Source organism: Telluria sp. LT2P80 (genome assembly GCF_059685955.1).
On the sequence record NZ_JCASIO010000003.1, the window covers coordinates 209,669 to 227,278 of the forward strand.

The following is a 17,610-nucleotide window of genomic DNA, read 5'->3' on the forward strand; positions in this document are numbered from 1 at the left end:
AAGCGAGACGTTCATGCAAAAATACACAGCAGCCATCGTGGGTGGCTTGATCGCAGGCGTGGTCACGACGGCCGTCATGGTCGCAGGCCGCAAGTCCGGTGTGCTTACCAAAACGCTCGACCGGGATGCGGTCGACTGGATCGATGATGTGACGGGCTCGCGCGCCGTCATCGGCGACGCCGGCACCAGCGCCGTGGAATTCGTCAACCACCTGGGCGCGTCGGCCGCATTTGCCGCCGCCGTCCCGAAGCTGCGCGAACTGGCACCAAGCCTGTCGCCGGCCGCCATCGGCACGCTGTACGGCACGGCGCTGTATGCCGTGAACATCGGCGCCATCGCGCCGGTCCTGGGCATCACGGAAGGTGAAGTGGCGGCCGGTCCGCGCAAGGCCGGTGAGCGCTGGGCGATCCACGTGCTGCAAGCCGTCGTCACCGCCGTCCTGGCCGACCGTTTGACCGGTCCTTCGCGCCGCCGTTGATCCGACTGGACGCAGAATACGTCCTGCGTCTTCAGTCGAAGCGGCGCTGCAACACCAGCAGCGCCGCGCCACCCAACCCAACCCACATCACGATCCAGAACAGGTCCTGACCTGCCAGCAGGCCGGCTTGCCGTGCCAGCTCGGCCCCGCCGTCGGACAGCCTTGATGATTTCTCGGCCAGGCGCGACGCATGCAGCGCCGTGCGCTCCTGCAGCCCGATATTGGTCATGCCCACGCCCAGCGCAAGGCCTGCCTGCCCCAGCATGTTCTTCAGTTGCTGGGCATTCGAAAACACCACATTGTCCGCCTGCAGCTCCTTGAACGCGTGGATCGCCGTCGTCGCCATCCCCAGCGTCAGAAAGCCACCGAACAGGCCGAGCCAGAAGATCACCGCGTCCCACGCATAGGCGCGCGGGTCGAGCGTCGCGAAGCGCCAGCCGAGCAAGGCCAGCATCAGAAAGCCGGTAACGAAAAACTTGGTCGGATGCGGGCGCCGCTTGACCAGTTCGAGCATCACGAAGAACGCGATGACCGTGGCCAGCAACCCCGTCCCCTGCAGTTCGCCGGCCTGCTCCAGTCCGACACCAAGGCCTTTTTGCACCACCTGCGGCAGCAACGTATTGACCATGCCGAGCATCGCGTAACAGACGCTGAAGATGACGAGGCCCAGCCGATAGCGCGGGCTGCGCAGCACGGCCAGGTGCAGGAACGGCGCACTGCGGCGCGCATGCAGCAACCCGAACGCGGCCAGCAGCGCGAGCCCCAGCACCAGGTGCGCCAGCAGGGATCCGCGTTCGCCATGCCAGTCATACGTCAGGTGCTGCAACGCGTACAGCGTGATGGCCGCGCCGGCCGCCAGCAGCATCGCGTCGATGGCATGCATGCGCGACGGCGACCCGCCTGAGGCGCGATCGAGCGTCACGGCGTCCTGCGGTATCCAGCGCGCGGCGATCAGCGCGCCGAGCGTCGCCAGCGCGGCCAGCACCAGGAACATCCCGCCCCACGCCTCGTGGCCCAGCATCTTCGCGGCCACCCAGGGCCCGAGCGCCAGCCCGCCCGACAACGCGGCGCCATACGCGGCAATGCCCTGCAGGCGCTGTGGCGATGGCGGGATCAGGTTGACCATCATGCGCGAGACCGTCATGAACACGCCGCCGCCCAGCGCCATCAGCAGGCGGCCGCCGGCAAAGCCGGCCACGCTGGCGCCCGTGGCGCACACCCACGCGCCGAGCAGGTAGAACAGCACGGCGCCCAGCAGGTAAGTGCGCCAGCCGAGGCGCTGCAGCAGCACGGTCATCTGAGAAATCGCCAGCACCGCCACCGCGGCGTACAGCGCCGAGATGGTTGCGTACTCTTCGGGCGAGGCGCCGATGTGGCCCATGATCGCGGGCGCAGCCAGCACCGTCATCCCCGTCGACAGAAATTCGATCAGGTTGAACACGAAGATGGCGCCCAGCAGCGCCGGGCGCGGCGTCGGGCTGCCGGCGATTGCGTTCAACGCGCCACCACGGCCGCTGGTGCGCCAAGCGCGCGGCGGATCGCTGCGTCGGCGCCGTGCGATTCTGTCTCGAACACGACCGTCTCGTACGAATGACGCACCGCACCGGCCTGCATCAGGCTCGGACCATCGGCGCGGCTGGTATCGATTGCGACCTTCATCGACAGGCCGAGGCGCAGCGGATGGCGTGCCAGCTCCTGCGCATCGAGCGCGATGCGCACCGGCACGCGCTGCACGACCTTGATCCAGTTGCCGGTCGCGTTCTGCGCCGGCACCGCGGCAAACGCACTGCCGGTCCCGGCTTCCTGACCGGCCACGCGGCCGTGAAAGACGACGTCGGCGCCGTACACGTCCGACGTCACGGCCACCGGCTGGCCAATGCGCACGTCCTTCAGCTGCGTCTCTTTCAGGTTGGCCGTGACCCACATCTGGTCGAGCGGGACGATCGCCATCAGCGGCGCGCCTTGCGCCACGCGCTGGCCGATCTGCACATTGCGCCGGGCGACGATGCCGCCCACCGGCGCGGCCAGCGTCGTGCGGGCCAGGCCCAGTGACGCATCGCGCACGCCGGCAATCGACGACAGCACATCCGGGTGCTGCTCGAGCGTCGTGCCATCCACCAGCGCCCGCGCCGCATCCACCTGCTGGCGCGCCGCGTTCAATGCAGCGCGGGCGGCGCCCACGGCATCGTCGGCATGACGGATGTCTTCGCCCGAGACGGCGCCCGTATCGGCCAGCTGACGGCGGCGCGCCAGATCGCTCTCTGCCCTGGCCAGGTCGGACTCACGCTGCACGACAGTTGAACGCAATTGCCCGACGCCGGCCAGTTGCGAACGTACCTGACGGGCCGATCTGGCCAGCGCCGCTTCGGCGCGGTCCAGCGCCAGCCGGGCGTCGACGTCATTGAGCTGGACCAGCACCTCGCCCGGCCGCACGAAATCCGTGTTGTCCGCCGCGATGCGCGTGACGGTGCCCGCGACCTGCGGCGTGACGTGCACCAGGTTGCCCTCGACGTAGGCATCTTCGGTCTGCTGGCTGTTCCAGCCGATGCCCAGCACCCCGGGCGAGGACCAGGCAATGCCGGCGGCAGCGGCCAGCACGGCGGCGCAAAGGCCAAGCGCCAGCTTGCGCCGGCTTTGCGGCGCGTGATTCGTTTGTTCAGTCATGTGATGATTCCAGCGTTCTCAATGGATGGCGGCCTGAAAGCCCCCACCCAGGGCGCGCACGAGATGCACGTCCAGCGTGTAGGCACGGGCCGCGAGGTCGGCCTGGCGACGGCGCTGCGCGACGACCTGGGTTTCGGCAATCAAGACCTGCACGAAGTTGCCCAGGCCCGCGCGGTAGCGCTGCTCGGCCAGCGCATAGGCTTCTTCGGCTGCGCCCAGCGCCGCGTCCTGCTCGCGCCGGCGTTCGCCCAGCCAGCGCAGCGACGTCAGTTGCGCACTCACGTCACGCAGCGCTTCGAGCACGGCGCCGTTGTACTGCGCGACGGCGAGATCGTAGTCGGCGTTACGCGCCGCCAGATTGCTCCGCAGGCGCCCCCCGTCGAGTAGCGGCAACGTCACGAGCGGGCCGGCGGCAACCGTGCGGCTGCCACCCTGCACCAGCCGGTCGAAGCCCAGGCTGGCCAGGCCACCCGAGACACTCAGGTTCACGGTTGGATAAAACTGCGCCCGGGCGACGTCGATGTCGCCGCTGGCCGCTTCGACCTGCCAGCGCAGCGCCACCAGCTCCGGCCTGCGCCCGAGCAGCGCGGCGGGTATATCCGCCGGTACGCCTGGTGGCCGGGCCGGCGCCAGGCGTGGCCGCGCGATCGTCGCACCGGCATCCTGTCCCTGCCCGCTCAGGGCCGCGAGCTGGCCGCGCGTCAAGGCCAGCGCTTCGTCGAGCGCCGCGATTTCGCCGCGCGCCGACGGCACGCCGATCTCGGCCTGCCGGAGTTCTGCCTGGCTGTCCAGTTGCGCCGCCACGCGCTGGCGTACCAGGTCGGCGATGCGGGTGCGCTGGCGCAGTTCCTGTTCGGCCAGGTCGCGCCGCGTGTACAGGTGGTCCAGCTGCAGATAGGCTTGCACGACGGCGCCGGCCACGGCCAGGCGCGCTGCCTGCGCTTCGGCCTGGCGTGCATTCACACGCCCGGCAGCGGCGGCCACGCCGGCCGCGTTCTTGCCCCAGAAATCCAGTTCGTAGCCGAGGTTGACCCCGAGGTCGTTCGCCCACTGCCAGCTGCCTGCGAGCGGTTTCGGTACGCTGCCGTTGTCGCTGTAGCGCTGGCGCACTGGATGCGCCGTGGCGCTGGCCTGCGGCGCCAGTGCTGCGGCCGCCAGGCCTTCAAGGGCGGCCGCCTGGCGCACGCGCGCCAGTGCGGCAGCAATCGTGGGGCTGGCGTCGCGCGCGCCGTCGACCAGGCGGTCGAGCTGCGGGTCGCCGTAGACGCGCCACCAGTCCTGCGCGGGCCAGGGTGCAGATGCAGGTGCAGATGTCGACAGCGCCTGTGCAGAGAGCGTGCGCGTGGAATGCGCCGCCGCATCGACATTCAGGCGCGCCGGCGTGGGCTGCGGCCCCATTGACACGCAGCCAGTCAGTAACAGGATCGCAGCGCCCAGGGCCAGGCGGCATGCGCCCCGGCACGGCGTGCGTGTGGGTTGAAGCATGGTGTGCCTCGGCTTTTTCGGGAAGGCCGAAGCTTACGCGGGGGCGCCCGTGCCGGCCATGCCGCCAGGTGCATGCAGGTCATGCAGATTCTGCATGACCTGCATGCACCTGCTGCCTCAGGCGTCTGCGGATGCCGGGTCCGACGCCGTCAGCGTGGAGCGCACGAACGCGCGCAGCCACACATTGGCAGGATCGCGATGACTGCGCTCGTGCCAGTACAGCGCCAGATGCACGGGTGGCAGATCGATCGGCAGGCGCGCGAGCACGAGGCCCAGGTCGCGCGCCAGCGGGCGGGCCAGGCGCAGCGGAATGGTGGCGATGGCGTCGGTATGCAGCGCGATGTGGGCCGCCGATGTGTAACTGGGCACGTGACACAGGATGCGCGACGGCGCGAGCAGCGCTTCGAGCTTGCGCGTGACGGCCCCGTTGTGCTGGCTCGTCTGCTCCATCTCGATCAGCACGTGCCGGTGCGTCAGGTAGGCATCGCGATCGAGCTTGCCGGCGCACGGATGCCCGGCCCGCATCACGCACGCGTACTCGTCGGTCCAGAGCTTGCGCCGGCGAATATTGTTGACCAGTTGCGGGAAGCGGCCGATGGCCAGGTCGATGTGACCGCGTTCGAGCTGCGCCTCGATCGCACCGGGATCGATGTGCACGCTGCGCAGTTGCAGGCCGCTGGCGCCATCTTCCAGGCCCGCCAGCCCGGCCAGCCCGGCCAGCAACTGCGGCAGGATGTTCACGACGGCGCCGTCGACCATGTACAGCCCGAATGAGCGGTGCGCGGTGAGCGGATCGAAGACAGCGGGACCGCTGCCCAGCTCGCGTGCGGCGTCGAGCACGGCCACGATCGGACCAGCCAGTTCCAGCGCGCGCGTCGTCGCGACCATGCGCTGGCCGGTGCGCACGAACAGCGGGTCGTCGAAGTGGGACCGCAAGCGGGCCAGCGCGCGGCTGACCGTGGGCTGGCTCATGCCGAGCAGTTCGGCGGTGCGGGTAAGGCTGCCTTCGCGCAGCAGGCTGTCGAGGATCAGTAACTGGGACAGGTCGGGAATCACGGCCGCATCATAGCACCGGGCCTGCGCGGCGTGATTCCCCGTGGCTGGCTTAACCGCCCAGCACCTTGCGCAGCGTGCGCGACAGGTCTTCGGCCGAGAACTTGGCGACGTAGGCGTCGGCGCGCACGTTCTTGACGTGTTCCTCGTTGGTGGTGCCCGACAGCGATGAATGGATCACCACCGGCAGGTTGCCGAAGCGCTGGCTCGACTTGATGTTACGGGTCAGCGTGAAGCCATCCATCTCCGGCATCTCGAGGTCGGTCAGCACCATCGCGACGCGGTCGTAGACCGTACGGCCTTCGGCTTCGGCGGCGGTGGCAATCGCCCCCAGCTGATCCCAGGCTTCCTTGCCGCTCTTGGTCATGATGAATGGCAGACCCATCGCATCCAGACCCTGCTCGATCAGTGCGCGGGCGACGACCGAATCGTCGGCCGCCAGGATGACGCTGCCCGGCTTGATCGAGATCTTGTTGCCGACGGCTTGCGACAGGTCCTGGCGGTCCTGTTCCGGATTCAGACGGCGCAGGATGGTTTCCACGTCCAGCACCTGGGCCAGGCGTGCCGGCTGGCCTTCGGCTTCCGGCAGGCGGGCAATGCTCGTGACCATGCCGGTGCCGGCGGTATTCTCGGCCGTCATGACCTGGCTCCAGTCGAGACGCACGATTTCTTCGACACTCTCGACGGCAAACGCCTGCGTGGTGCGCGCAAATTCGGTCACCAGCATGATGTTCAGACCCGTCTTGGGCGTGACACCGGTGATGCCCGGCAGGTCGAGCACCTGGATGATGTGGCCACGCAGGTTGACCACGCCCAGCACGTGCTGCGGGGCGCCGGCGACGGCAGTGATTTCAGGCATCGCCACGATCTCGCGGATCTTGAAGACGTTGATCCCGAACAGTTCGTTATGATTGCCCTCTGCATCGCCACCGAGGCGAAACAGCAGTAATTCGAATTTGTTCGTCCCCGTCAGGTTGCTGCGCTCATCGACTTCTTGTTGTACCGATTTCATGGCTGATCCTGTCAAAAAATAGTGCTGTCCGGAAATCATTGTAGACGGGCTGCAGGTCCTTGGGTCATTACAGACCGAAAGCGTCGCAGATTTAGCATCGGTCGGTGCAAAAAAACCACGAATTGTCACACCCACCATTCCGGACCGCCATACAGTCGCCAGGCGCCGGGTGGCCATCTGGCGAAGAATACACCCGAACCAGTGCCAATGCGCCCCCGGTCAGCGCAGCGCCGATCACGCGCAACAGGAAGCAAGTTGCGGTCGGCGCGCACGGGAGAACACTGTGTTGACAAAAAGCTTAGAACTGCGCGAGTATCGTTCAACAGCAGCTCACGGATTGCGACAGCAGCTTGCCATTAGCGAACTCGTTGGTGGAAGGAAATGACGCATGCATCGACAAGGCATCTTCATGGTGGCAGCACTTGGCGCAGTGCTCTCGCTGTGCTCATGCGTCCAGCCGCCGGCAGCCACTGAGGCGCCGCCAGCCGATCCGGCATTGGCAGCTGCGGCCAGCGGCGCGGCGTGGCCGCATTCGCTGACGCTCGTCGGCGACGGGTTTCCAGCGTCTGGTGCGCCGTGTCGGCGCGTCGGCGAAAGCGCTGCCACCATCGATTTTCTCGATCACACCGCGATTCTTGTCGGATGCCCGACGCACGGCGACGCCATGCAGCTTGGCGGCAGACTGGTCGCGACCGTCGACGGCATCACGCTGGTGTCGGTACCGCTGCGTCCATGACAAACCGATCTGGAGTCCCCATGCACCATGCCCTTTTCGCCGTACTGTATGCCAGCACCTTGCTGCTGGCAGCATCCGCCGCTGCGCAGCAACAGACCAATGTCGTGTTTCCCCATGACCGCCCTACCGTCACACTGACCGGGCAGATCAAGGGGAATGCCGACCATGACTATCTGGTAAATGCGCGCGCAGGGCAGTTGCTGACGGTGGACTTCAAGCCGACCAATGCATCGGCGTATGTCAACGTCATTGCGCCGGGAAGCAATGGTGAAGCAATGTTCGTGGGCTCCTCAAGCGGCAACCACTTCGCCGGCCCGGTGCCGGCCGATGGATCGTATCGTGTGCTGGTCTATCTGATGCGCAACGCCGCGCGCCGCAACGAGGTCGCCCGCTACACGCTGCGCATCGATCTTCGCGACGCGCCAGCCACCAGTGCGCGGCCCATCGGCGACGCACTGGTTCCCGGCACCCGCTTCCACGCGACGGCAGATATCGTCTGCACGACATCGGACGGCGGCAAAACCGGCCCCTGCAAGGCAGGTGTCATTCGCCGTACGGGCGGTACCGCGACCATCGAGCTCGCCACGCCCGACGGCGGCCACCGCCGCATCTTCTTCACGAACGGCCAGGCAACGGGCAGCGATGCCGGGGCCAGCCTGGACGTGCGACGCCAGGGCGATCTGCAGATCATCCGGATTGGCGCCATCGAAGTCTACCGGGTCCCCGACGCCTTCGTCGTCGGCGGCTGAGCGCGCCGGCCGTCGGATCGCGCTTCGGTGGATATTGCGAACAACCGCAAACAGCTGGGGGATAACAATGAACGACCTGCTCCAAACGATCTCTGCGCTGACACTGACCTTGTGTCTGGCGCCATGGGCGCAGGCCGCCCCTGCCAGTGCCGCCATCGGTCGATGGGGCGTCGATACGGCCGGCCTGTCGACAACGACCCGGCCAGGCGACGACTTCTACCGCTATGTGAATGCCGGGTGGCTCAGGACCGCCGCGCCGCCGCCAGGTCTGCCCGCGATCGATTCCTTCGTCGAAGTGTATTTGTCGACCGAAAAACGGGTCGCCGGCATCGTCGCACAGGCACGCGAAACAGCCGGGCCGCCGGGCAGCCCCGAGCAGATGATCAGCGACTTCCACCGCTCGCATGCGAACCGGGAGCGCCGCGACGCGCTGGGCATCACGCCGATTGCCAGCACGCTCGCGATCATCGCAGGCACCACCGACAAACGGGAACTGGCCAGGATCATGGCCTATCCCTGGATCGAAGGCTTTTTCCCCACCGGCCCGATGAGCGACGCGGCCGTCCCGACCCGGCAGATTGCAGCACTCGGCGTCGGTGGCCTGACCATGCCGTCGCGCGACTACTATCTCACTGAAGCCGAGCCCTACATCGGCCACCGCAAGGCATTGCTCGATTACATCGCTGCGAGCTTTCGCCGCGCCGGGTTCGCCGATGCCGATGCCCGCGCCAGCAAGGTGCTGGCGCTGGAAACCGCGATCGCCAGGCGCCACTGGACCGTGGCGCAGCGCCGCGACGTGGTCCGCATGAATCATGTCATGACCCCGGGCGAACTGAAGAAGTACGCACCCGGCTTTCCCTGGGATGCGTTTCTGGCAGAACTGAAGTACGACAAGCAGCCCAAGTTCAAGGTCACGACCGATACGGCGGTGCGCGACCTGGCCCGGCTGTTTGCCACGACGCCGGCCGCCGACCTGCAGACCTTCCTTGTCTTCAAGACGCTCGATGCATGGGCCGATTCGCTGTCGGAACCGTGGGTCCAGGCACATTTCGATTTCCATGGCAAGCGCCTGCAAGATACGCCGCAACGACGGCCGCCCGAACTCGAAAGCATCATGGCGGTAAGTTCGGTGCTGGGCGAAGAGATCGGCCGCATCTATGTCGCCCGGTATTTCGGGGCCACGGAACGCGCGCAGGTCGAAGAGATGGTGAATTATCTGCGCGCCACCTACCGTGACCGTATCAGCAAGCTCGACTGGATGGATGCGCCAACCCGGGCTGAGGCGCTGAAGAAACTCGACAAGGTCACACGCTACATCGGTTATCCGGAGCGCTGGCATGACCGGTCGACGGTCCGCATTGCAGCCGACGACCTCGTCGGAAACTATCGCCGGCTGTTCGACTGGATGCGCGCCGACGATCTGCAAAAGCTGAAGGAACCCACGCGAAAATGGGAGTTCCCCTACAGCCCGCAAGAAATCAATGCGGGTTATTCGCCATCGGCCAATTCGATCACGTTTCCAGCCGGGATACTCCAGCCGCCCTTCTTCGACCCGAACGCCGACGCTGCGGTGAACTTCGGCGCAATTGCAGCGGTCATCGGCCATGAATTCGGCCACGGTTTCGACGACCAGGGCAGCCGCGCCGACGGCGACGGCAAACTGCGTGAATGGTGGTCCAGGGCCTCGCGCCGCGAGTTCGAGAAACGCACCCAAGGTCTCGTCGTGCAATTTGACGGGTACGAACCGCTTCCCGGCCTGCATATCAATGGCCGCCAGAATCTCGGCGAAAACATCGGCGACCTGGGCGGCCTGTCGGTCGCCTACGCGGCCTACCGCAGCTTCGTGCAGGAGAAACAGGGCGGGAACGCGCCGATTCTCGATGGCTACAGCGGCGACCAGCGCTTTTTCCTCGCCTGGGCACAGCTCTGGCGCAACATCACGAGCGAAGGCGAAACACGCCGCCGCACGCTGGCCGATCCGCACAGTCCCGGCGAGTTTCGGGTCAATGGCGTCGTCCGTAATGTCGACGCCTGGTACAAGGCATTCGATGTCAAACCAACCGACAAGCTGTATCTGGCCCCCGAAAAACGGGTAAAAATCTGGTAGCCCGGGTGTGCTGTACCGGACCTGATGCGCCGGCTTTGTTTTGCCAATAATTAAAAGGAGATCGCACATGAAGAAAACAATGCGGCAGTTTGTCGTGGCATGCACGGCACTGGCCACTGCCCTGAGCCCGACGGTATCCATTGCGGCCAGCGCCGACGACCTGCGCGACCTGGTGGGCGCCCGCGCCGCCGGTGGCGAGAACACACTCGAATCCAGGGGCTGGGTATCGATTACCGGCCACCATGCCGGCAACGCTTCATACACCTATTGGTGGAATGCCTCGCGCAAGAGCTGCGTGATGGTCAGGACCAGCGATGGCCGGTTCGCGGCGATCTCCGACGTGGGCAAGGGCGACTGCAACCAGAAGAGTGACAACAACGATGCGGCCATCGCCATCGGCACCGTCGGTGCCATCGCGCTCATCGCGGCGCTGGCATCGCACAAATCGGGGCACCACGACGATGGCAAGCACTATGCCGACCGGGAGCAAGAGGCCGATTATGAACGCGGTTACAACGATGGCATGTACAACCAGCCCTACCACAATTATTCACGCAGGGATGCCTACAGCGCCGGCTACGAAAGCGGCGTCCGGCAACGCGGCCAGAATACGGCCTACCGGGACGATCACCGCTGGGGCGGCGGTTATGCCCCGTCGGTGGATGTGTCCGACCTGACCGGCGCGCGCGCATCGGGCGCCGAGAACAGTCTGGAGTCGCGTGGATTCAGCCGCGTCGATGGCTTCCAGTCGGGCGGTGACGGCAAGGGCACGATCTGGTGGAATGGCCGTACCCGGCAATGCCTTCAGGCCATCACCGTGGATGGCCGTATCGACAGCCTGTCCGATATCGGTAGCCAGCGACGTTGTCGTTGAACGCGCCCTTGCAGCAGCATCGGGCCGGTGGCAGCGACGTCCGCGGTTGTTCGTGGCGTGCTGTTATGCGCAAGGCATCGATCCTGGCAACCGGGTGGATGGTCCTCGCCGGTCCATCGGCCGTTGCGCAGCCGGTGCCCCCGCCCCCGGCACAGATTGGCGCAAACTGTGCCAGGCCCGTCTATGCGTCCGACCAGCTCGTGTGCAGCGACCCCCTGCTACGAGCACTCGACGCCCTCAATGTGCAGCGATCGACGCAGATCGACGCCGCGGCGCTGGGCAATGCCGGTCTCATCGAATCGCCGGCGGACTGGTTCGGCCGCCGCGCCCGGTGCGCTTTCGACAACAGCCACCGCGCGTGTCTCATCGACGCCTATCGCGATCGTCTGCTGGTCTTGTCCAGCTTGACCGGTACGGGGTCGATTGAGCGGAAACTGGCCTGTCGTGACACCTGGGCAGACCGGGATTTGCGCGTCGCCATCGCCGCGACGGGCGCCATGCGCGTGACCGATGCTGGCCGTGCGTTCGCCGTCGCGACCCCGCCTGTGCGCGCCTCGGCATGGAAGCCCGCGGTTGCCGGCCGTCCCGATGGGCACGCCATCACGTTCGAACTGCCCGATGCGTCGGTCATTCATTGCGTAACGACCGACTGACATGCTACCCGCATCCGCCATGAATGGCGCCAGCGCCTAGAACAACGCGCCCTGCCCACTGGTCAGATGGCGCGTAAGGTTCGCAAAACTGTCTCCCAAAAACGGCAGGATCGCGTCCGCGACGGGTTCGAGCTGGCGCGTCAGGTAATGCTCGTAATCGATCGGCGAGCGGCGCAGTTCCAGCGGCTCGGGGCCATCGTGTGTCATCACGTATCGGATCCAGCCGCCCTTGCGATACAGCGCGTGGCGGCCGTTGCGCAGGTGGTGTTCGTCAGCCATGCGTGCGGCGCGAACGTGCGGCGGCACGTTGCGCTCGTAGTCGTCCAGCGCCCGGCGCAGGCGTTTGCGGTAAACAAGATCGTCATCGCACTCGCCGCGCAGCATCCGCGCCACCAGTTCGCGCACGAAGTCCTCGTACGGCTCGCCCTTGAAGATCCGCTCGTACAGGCCTTGCTGGAACTGCTGGGCCAGCGGTGTCCAGTCGCTGCGCACCGTTTCCAGCCCCTTGTAGACCATCTCGTCGTCGCCATCGAGCGTCGTGGCCAGCCCGGCGTAGCGCTTCTTGCTGCCCTCGTCCGAACCGCGCACGGTCGGCATCAAGAAGCGCCGGAAGTGCACGTCGTATTCCAGTTCGAGCGCGCTCTCGATGCCCAGCTCATCTGCCAGATGCGTCTTCCACCAGCCGTTCACATGATTGACCAATATGTTCCCGATGCGGCGCGCATCGTCGTCGGTATGCGGGGCGCCGAGCCAGACGAAGGTCGAATCGGTGTCGCCGTAGATGACCTGGTAGCCCTGCTCTTCGATGAGCGCGCGCGTGCGGTGCATGATGTCGTGCCCGCGCATCGTGATCGACGACGCCAGACGCGGGTCGAAAAAGCGGCAGCCGGTCGTACCGAGCACGCCGTAGAAGGCATTCATGATGATCTTGAGCGCCTGCGACAGCGGCGCATTCTGCGCCTTCTTGGCCGCTTCCCTGCCCGCCCACACCTGCGTGACGATGTTCGGCAGGCAGTGCCGGGTGCGCGAAAAGCGGCCACCCCGGTAGCCCGGCACCGTGGTGTCCTCGGGCTCGCGCAGGCCCTCGATCAGGCCCATCGGGTCGATCAGGAAAGTGCGGATGATCGACGGGTACAGGCTTTTGTAGTCCAGCACCAGCACCGAGTCGTACAGGCCCGAGCGTGAATCCATCACGAAGCCGCCCGGGCTGTCGGCGCCCTCGACGTCGCCGATATTCGGCGCCACCCGGCCCTGGCGGTGCAGCAGCGGCATGTACAGGTGCTCGAACGCGGCCACCGAGCCGCCGCTGCGATCGGCCGCCAGCCCCGTCACGCTGGCCCGCTCGAGCAGGAAGTCGAGCAGCCGGGTCTTGTCGAAGATGCGGGTGACCAGCTCGCAATCCATGACGTTGTAATAGGCCAGCGCCGGCTTGTCCTCGTTGAACATGCGGTCGATTTCGGCCATGCGGTCATGCGGATTGTCGATCGCCTTGCCCACGCCCAGCAGCGTGCGCGAGACGTTTTCGAGACTGAACGACGGGAAGGTCCAGGTGGCCGAGTGCAGCGCGTCGATGCCGTCGATGACGAGGCGCCCGGCGATGCAGATGAAGTAGTGTTCCTGGCCGCCGCGGTTGCCGCCACCTTTGCCACCGCCTTTGCCACCTGCTTCGCGCCACTCGATCGCGCTGCCGTCGCGGCCCAGCCGCAGCGGACGCTTCATGCCCTCGGCATGGCGCTGCAGCACGCGCATGTCGAACTGGATCACGTTCCAGCCGATGATCGCGTCCGGGTCGTGCTGCATGAACCACGCCTCCATCCGGTCGAGCAGCTCGCGCCGTGTGGCACAGTAGTCGAGTTCATAATCGCGCGGGCCATCGATGCCATTGGGTGGTCCCAGCATGTACACCTGGCGCTGCCCGCAGCCTTCGAGCGCAATCGAACGCAGTTCGCCCTGGAACGTGGTTTCGATATCGAGCGACACGGTGCGGATGGTCGGCCGGTAGCCGGGCGCTGGCTTCAGCACGCCATCGACCAGCAGCTGCGGATTGCCCTCGACCGGCTGTCCTGCAAACACGACAGGCGCCGTGATGAAACGCTCCATCAGGTAGCGCTCGGGCGGGCGCACGTCGGCCTCGAACACGTCCAGGCCATGCTGGCGCAGGCGCCGTTCGATCTGCATCAGCTGACGGAATTTGCGGCAGTACAGGCCCGCGACGGGCCGGTGCTGGAAGTCGAGCAGCTCGAGCGGGCGCAATTCCCAGCCCCGTTCGTCCTGCAGCAGTTGCTCGACCGTGCCGCGCTGCGCTTCGGGAATGAACGCGACCGGGGTCTGCACCGGGATGCGCACGCAGCGCGGGCCGGCATCGGTGGCGAGCCAGAACTCGACTTCGCAGCCGGCAGGCGTGTCGCGCCAGTGGCGCGTCAGCAGAAAGCCGGTGCTGTCCGACGCCGCATCGTCCATGTCAGCGATAGCGTTCCAGCTCGGCCTCGGAAAAGCCGGCCGCGCGGCGCCCTTCGATATTGAATGGGCCCTTGAGCACAGACGCCTTGTAGCGCACCGTGAGTTCATCGTAGGTAGCGATCGGCTCAAGCCCGCGCGCCAGGCACAGTTCGAGGTACCAGCGATTGCCGATTTCGACGTGCCCCACTTCGTCGACCAGCAGGCGGTCGAGGATCAGCGCCGCAGCCAGGTCGCCCGCCTGCGCGATCTTCTTGCGCAGCGGCGGGATCGCGTCCAGGCCGCGCGCTTCGAGCGTGCGCGGCACCAGCGCCATGCGCGCCAGCACGTCGTCGCTGGTCTTGGCGACCATCTCCCACAGGCTGTCGTGGCCCGGGAAGTCGCCGTACGCATACCCAAGTGTGCCCAGATGATCGCTCAGCATCGTGAAGTGCAGCGCCTCTTCATCGGCAACCAGCAACCAGTCGAGATAGTATTGCTCGGGCATCCCATCGAAACGCCACAGGGCATCGAGCGCCAGATTGACGGCATTGAACTCGATGTGCGCCAGCGCGTGGACCAGCATCGCGCGCCCTTCCGGCGTGCCCATCGAGCGGCGGCCCACCTGCAGCGGCGGCACCAGTTCAGGGCGCATCGGACGGCCAGGGATGCCAGGCGGCGCCGTCATGACGGCCTGGGTGTCGATGGCGACCTGACCTGCCTTGCACGCAGCAGAGAGCGCGGCGACCGCCCTGGCTTTGGCGGCGGGGTCGGCGTCTAGCAGTGCGTGCAGCGCGGCGGCGCGGAGTTCCATGGTGTGGCCTAGCAAATCGAGAGCAGCATTTTACTCAATCTACCGTCGTTGATGGTTCCCAATTCATCCGCAATGATGGCTTGGGATACTCGACATCGAGAAACTGCCGGGACATCTACAACCTATGCGCTTCTGTCTCTACATTGTCCTGATCGCAGCCTTGCTCGCCGGCTGTCGCGATTCTGTCGAAGACCAGGCAAACAAGCTCGGTGACCGTGAGTTTACAACGGATGTCTGGGCCAAGGCGTCAGACTTGCAGCGAGGACAGATGACGGCATCGCTGCTAAAGAAACATGATTTGAAACAGTCGAACGGCAGTGACATCGTAGCGCTGCTTGGCCGCCCTACCGGCTATTATGACTATGACACCAACCCTGCATACGTCGTCGGGCCAGCAACCGTCGAAAGCGTTTATACAAAAGGCTATTTGCTCGTGTTTGAAACCGACAAGGACAACGGCAACGTAGAGCGCATATTCTTCGTGCCCGACGTCGAGTGATGTTGCAGCGCCAATCCCGCTACATCTGCCTGAACAAATGCGCATACACGGGACTGACACGCGGCTTTTCCGGCCGGCCACGCAGTGTCAGCATCACCTTGCCCAGATCATCCCGCACCGCGCTGGTCACACATCCCATATTGACCACCGTGCTGCGGCTTACCTGGCGAAACTGCGCGCTGTCGAGCTGCGGCAGCAATTCCTTCAGCGGCACCCGGATCAGCGCTTCGGCGTCTGCGGTGACCACATTGACGTACTTGTCGATCGCCTGGAAGTACACGACGTCCGGCACCGGAATCATGCGCACCGCGTTACCGACCGCCGCCCGGATTGTCGTCAAGCGCTCGCCTGGTGCGGTGCGTGGCACCAGCGCCTGCAATTGCCCGAGCAGCTGGCCCAGTGCATCCGGCGCCAGTGCCGTACGCGTTTCCAGCGCCCCACGCAGGCGCTCGACGGTCTTGCCCAGCCGCGCGCTGCTGACCGGCTTGAGCACATAGTCGAACGCCGCGTGCTCGAAGGCCTGCACCGCGTAGTCATCAAACGCGGTAACGAACACGATGTGCGGAAACGGGGCCGGCCCGTCCCAGCGCTCGGCCAGTTCTTCGGCCACTTCCAGGCCGCTCTGCCCCGGCATGCGGATGTCAAGGAACAGCACGTCCGGTCGCAGCGCCAGCGCCTGCTCCACCGCGACCACGCCGTTGGGTGCGGTCGCGACGATGTCGAGGCCGGGCCACAGGCCTTGCAGTGTTCTGGCTAGCGTGGCGGCCAGGATCGGTTCGTCTTCGGCAATCAATGCACGGGTCATTGTTCGAACTCCAGAGGCAGGGTCAATCGGGCCAGCGTACCTTGTGGCTGCGCCGGACTCAAGGTCATCGACGCGCGCTCACCATACAGGGCGTCGAGTCGTTCACGCGACGTGGCCACGCCGACGCCACCACCACGCCGCGCAGGCGCCTGACCCAGCCCCAGGCCCAGGCCGGTATCCCGGACGTCGAGCACCAGGCTGTCGCCCTCGATCGCCGCGCTGATGGTGATCTCGCCACCGTCGATCTTCGGCTCCACACCGTGCACGATCGCGTTCTCGACCAGCGGTTGCAACAGCATGGTGGGCAGGCGCGCGCTGCGCAGCGCGGGCGGCAGGTCGAGCTGGTAACGCAGCCGTTCACCCATGCGCACGCCCATCAGGCCCAGGTACGCCCCCATGGCGGCAAATTCCTGCTCCAGCGTCGTGGTCTCGCTGCGCGATACGCTCAGCGTGGCGCGCAGATACTGGATCAGCTGGTCGAGCATGTCGCTGGCGCGCACCGGATCGAGCGCGATCAGTCCCTGCAGATTGGCCAGCGTATTGAACAGCATGTGCGGTTCGATCTGGGCCTGCAGCAGGCGCAGCTGCGCCTGCAATGCCTGGCGCTCGATGATCTGTGCGCGCAGGTGCGCCTCGGCCTGCTCTTCCTGGGCGCGCCGCATGCGTTCGCGGTTCATGATCAGCACAACCATCAGTGTCGTGCCCAGAAACGTGAAGACGATCATGCTGATGCGGTCGGCAGACGGGTACTCCGCCAGCGTCGGCGTACGAATACCGAGCAACAGCCCGGCCGTGTACAGGCCGGTGAAGTGGGCAACCGGCGCCGCCAGCACCGCCAGCGCAGCAAACATGGCCCATTCGCGCAGGCGCCAGACCGGCCGCTTGATGAACAGCAGGCGCCCGCCGTACACGATCGTGAAGGCCACAATGCCGATCAGGACCGACACCAGCATGTTTTCGAGAAAGCGTCCCGTGACCAGGCTGATGAAACACGCCAGCAGCACGCTGATGCCGATCGACAGCGGCAGGTCGGTCAGCACCCGCCGCAGGCGCGCACGTCGTTGCTGTTGTATCGGCGGGAAGATGCTGGCCATGCTGACTCACTTCAGAAAATAACGATAATAAAAACAGGGACGATCCATTGTGCCCAGCAGGCGCGCCATCGGCAAGAGGCGGTGCGACGAATTGGCGAAAGGCGGGAGTGAACCCGGCCTCGCAGAGCGCGATGGCCGGATTCGCTAGCGT

Annotated in this window: 16 protein-coding genes; 7 read left to right on the forward strand and 9 right to left on the reverse strand. The window is 65.9% G+C overall.

Annotation, left to right across the window (positions count from 1 at the left end):
• Nucleotides 1-13: 13 nt before the first annotated feature.
• Nucleotides 14-478, forward strand: a complete 465-nt coding sequence (locus tag AC56LW_RS10215) for a hypothetical protein (protein ID WP_499453980.1) — start codon at nt 14-16, stop codon at nt 476-478.
• 31 nt (nt 479-509) lie between these two features.
• Here the strand turns inward: AC56LW_RS10215 and AC56LW_RS10220 are convergent, their stop codons facing one another.
• The 5 genes from AC56LW_RS10220 to AC56LW_RS10240 all read right to left on the reverse strand — a co-directional run bounded on the left by AC56LW_RS10220 (nt 510) and on the right by AC56LW_RS10240 (nt 6,692).
• Nucleotides 510-1,976 (reverse strand): MFS transporter, encoded by a 1,467-nt coding sequence (locus AC56LW_RS10220; RefSeq protein WP_499633976.1) that lies wholly within the window; start codon nt 1,974-1,976, stop codon nt 510-512.
• Nucleotides 1,973-3,142, reverse strand: coding sequence for an HlyD family secretion protein (locus AC56LW_RS10225; protein WP_332531771.1), 1,170 nt, complete (start codon nt 3,140-3,142; stop codon nt 1,973-1,975). Before AC56LW_RS10225 ends, AC56LW_RS10220 begins: the two co-directional genes overlap by 4 nt.
• 18 nt (nt 3,143-3,160) lie before the next feature.
• Nucleotides 3,161-4,627 carry an efflux transporter outer membrane subunit gene (locus tag AC56LW_RS10230; protein WP_499633978.1) on the reverse strand — a complete coding sequence of 489 codons (1,467 nt, stop codon included), beginning with the start codon at nt 4,625-4,627 and terminating at the stop codon, nt 3,161-3,163.
• 117 nt (nt 4,628-4,744) lie between these two features.
• Nucleotides 4,745-5,683, reverse strand: coding sequence for a LysR family transcriptional regulator (locus AC56LW_RS10235; RefSeq protein WP_499633980.1), 939 nt, complete (start codon nt 5,681-5,683; stop codon nt 4,745-4,747).
• A 49-nt stretch (nt 5,684-5,732) separates the two neighbouring features.
• Nucleotides 5,733-6,692 (reverse strand): chemotaxis protein, encoded by a 960-nt coding sequence (locus AC56LW_RS10240; RefSeq protein WP_332531768.1) that lies wholly within the window; start codon nt 6,690-6,692, stop codon nt 5,733-5,735.
• Nucleotides 6,693-7,080: 388 nt separating this feature from the next.
• On the opposite strand from AC56LW_RS10240, the gene AC56LW_RS10245 reads away from it, so the two are divergent.
• From AC56LW_RS10245 to AC56LW_RS10265, 5 genes are all read left to right on the forward strand, one after another.
• Nucleotides 7,081-7,428, forward strand: a complete 348-nt coding sequence (locus AC56LW_RS10245) for a hypothetical protein (protein ID WP_499633982.1) — start codon at nt 7,081-7,083, stop codon at nt 7,426-7,428.
• Between the two features lie 20 nt (nt 7,429-7,448).
• Nucleotides 7,449-8,177 (forward strand): hypothetical protein, encoded by a 729-nt coding sequence (locus AC56LW_RS10250; RefSeq protein WP_499633984.1) that lies wholly within the window; start codon nt 7,449-7,451, stop codon nt 8,175-8,177.
• Nucleotides 8,178-8,244: 67 nt separating this feature from the next.
• Nucleotides 8,245-10,284 (forward strand): M13 family metallopeptidase, encoded by a 2,040-nt coding sequence (locus tag AC56LW_RS10255; RefSeq protein WP_499633985.1) that lies wholly within the window; start codon nt 8,245-8,247, stop codon nt 10,282-10,284.
• 67 nt (nt 10,285-10,351) lie between these two features.
• Nucleotides 10,352-11,158: a hypothetical protein gene (locus AC56LW_RS10260; protein ID WP_499633987.1), complete on the forward strand. Its 807-nt coding sequence runs from the start codon at nt 10,352-10,354 to the stop codon at nt 11,156-11,158.
• 65 nt (nt 11,159-11,223) lie between these two features.
• Nucleotides 11,224-11,811: a lysozyme inhibitor LprI family protein gene (locus AC56LW_RS10265; RefSeq protein WP_499633989.1), complete on the forward strand. Its 588-nt coding sequence runs from the start codon at nt 11,224-11,226 to the stop codon at nt 11,809-11,811.
• A gap of 36 nt (nt 11,812-11,847) precedes the next feature.
• Here AC56LW_RS10265 and AC56LW_RS10270 read toward each other — a convergent pair whose 3' ends face one another.
• Together AC56LW_RS10270 and AC56LW_RS10275 are read right to left on the reverse strand one after the other, a co-directional pair.
• Nucleotides 11,848-14,271: a DNA polymerase II gene (locus tag AC56LW_RS10270; RefSeq protein WP_499633991.1), complete on the reverse strand. Its 2,424-nt coding sequence runs from the start codon at nt 14,269-14,271 to the stop codon at nt 11,848-11,850.
• Nucleotide 14,272: 1 nt separating this feature from the next.
• Complete coding sequence (locus AC56LW_RS10275; protein WP_499633993.1) at nt 14,273-15,061, reverse strand: ferritin-like domain-containing protein; 789 nt, start codon at nt 15,059-15,061, stop codon at nt 14,273-14,275.
• Between the two features lie 124 nt (nt 15,062-15,185).
• Here AC56LW_RS10275 and AC56LW_RS10280 point away from each other — a divergent pair, with 124 nt between their 5' ends.
• On the forward strand, nt 15,186-15,560 hold the full coding sequence (locus AC56LW_RS10280) for a hypothetical protein (protein WP_499633994.1): 375 nt from the start codon (nt 15,186-15,188) through the stop codon (nt 15,558-15,560).
• A gap of 19 nt (nt 15,561-15,579) precedes the next feature.
• Here AC56LW_RS10280 and AC56LW_RS10285 read toward each other — a convergent pair whose 3' ends face one another.
• Both AC56LW_RS10285 and AC56LW_RS10290 read right to left on the reverse strand, forming a co-directional pair.
• On the reverse strand, nt 15,580-16,365 hold the full coding sequence (locus AC56LW_RS10285) for a LytR/AlgR family response regulator transcription factor (protein ID WP_499633996.1): 786 nt from the start codon (nt 16,363-16,365) through the stop codon (nt 15,580-15,582).
• On the reverse strand, nt 16,362-17,459 hold the full coding sequence (locus AC56LW_RS10290) for a sensor histidine kinase (RefSeq protein WP_499633998.1): 1,098 nt from the start codon (nt 17,457-17,459) through the stop codon (nt 16,362-16,364). Before AC56LW_RS10290 ends, AC56LW_RS10285 begins: the two co-directional genes overlap by 4 nt.
• Nucleotides 17,460-17,610: the final 151 nt, after the last annotated feature.